Annotated in this window: 1 protein-coding gene and 1 pseudogene; both read right to left on the reverse strand. The window is 66.5% G+C overall.

Annotated elements, in window-relative coordinates; all coding sequences use genetic code 11:
* Positions 1-872 (reverse strand): transposase family protein (locus ACFT1A_RS30985; protein WP_378450112.1); only part of this gene is annotated, 872 nt, incomplete at its 3' end.
* Positions 873-1,010: 138 nt separating this feature from the next.
* A pseudogene (locus tag ACFT1A_RS30990) lies at positions 1,011-1,104 on the reverse strand (zinc-dependent metalloprotease); the annotation flags it as partial.

Consider the following 1,104-nt stretch of genomic DNA (forward strand, 5'->3'; position numbering starts at 1 on the left):
ATTCCTGTGCCCAAGGCCAACCCGAGAGCCAGCCCGATCTGCGGGATGCTGCCGAACAAGCCGCGCTTCTTCTCCGGGCTGTGTTCCTTCAGCTCGGCCGCAGCTCGTTCGCCCAGCGCCCGAACTCCTCGCAGGAGTGCGTTGTAGGTGCGGGTGTCGGAGTGAAGTTGCAGGTGGGAGCGGCCAGGGGGCTTCTTGAACGGGTGGTGGATGCCGATCCCGGCGCCTTGATAGCCGGCGTCGGCGAGGGTGGGCAGGCCGTCGGCGGCCGCCTTGTACAGGGCTGACAGGCAGTGCATTCGGGCGGCGGTGATGTCGGGCACCGAGCCGGGCTCGGCTTCGGACACCCATAACGGGGTGCCGTTCGGGGCGGACAGGAACTGCACGTTCGCCCCGAATGCCTTGTGTTTCGCCGAATACCAGGTGTCCACCTCCTTGCCCGCGGCGCTCATGTGGGTACCGGCGACGCGGTCGGACTCGATCAGCGTGCCGTCCAGGACCAGGTGGTTCATGCCCCGCTTTCGGCACTCTGCAAGGACCCGGTGCAGATCCGGGGCCTGCTCGGCCAGGACGTCTATGCCTTCGTGCAGGTAGCGGTAGCCGGTGGCCTGAGAGATTCCCGCGTCCCGCGCCAGGCAGTGCACGCACGACCGCTCCCGGAACCAGCGCAGCACCAGCACGGCCTGCCGGAATGGTCCCAGCGCCCGCGAGCCCTTCGGGGTGCCGATCCGGCGACGATGGCCGGCCAGCAGCCGGGCGAGAAACTCAACGACATGACGCGGAACGTCGAGTACGGCAGCATAGGTGACCAACGTGAAGCCCCCGGTGACAGGCGGTCTTGTGAGAAAGACCTGTCCTACCAGGGGCTTCACGCCTGTCCACAGCCACCCTCATGCCCCAGCAACAGCGAGATCATTTCGTTGAGAAAACCTCAATGGCTCGGCTGATTTTGGTATGTCCTCGACGGGGTGTCGCTTGGCGCGGGCGAGCGCTGATGCCGGGCAGTGGTGGGGCAAGCCGATGTCCGTGGAGGAGAGCACCTCGGTGGACAGTTGGCCCAGTGCCTGGCCCAATTGCGAGCCGAACGCGAGTCCGCACATCTGG

The organism is Rhodococcus sp. NPDC057135, assembly GCF_042670865.1.
Classification (GTDB): domain Bacteria; phylum Actinomycetota; class Actinomycetes; order Mycobacteriales; family Mycobacteriaceae; genus Rhodococcus_F.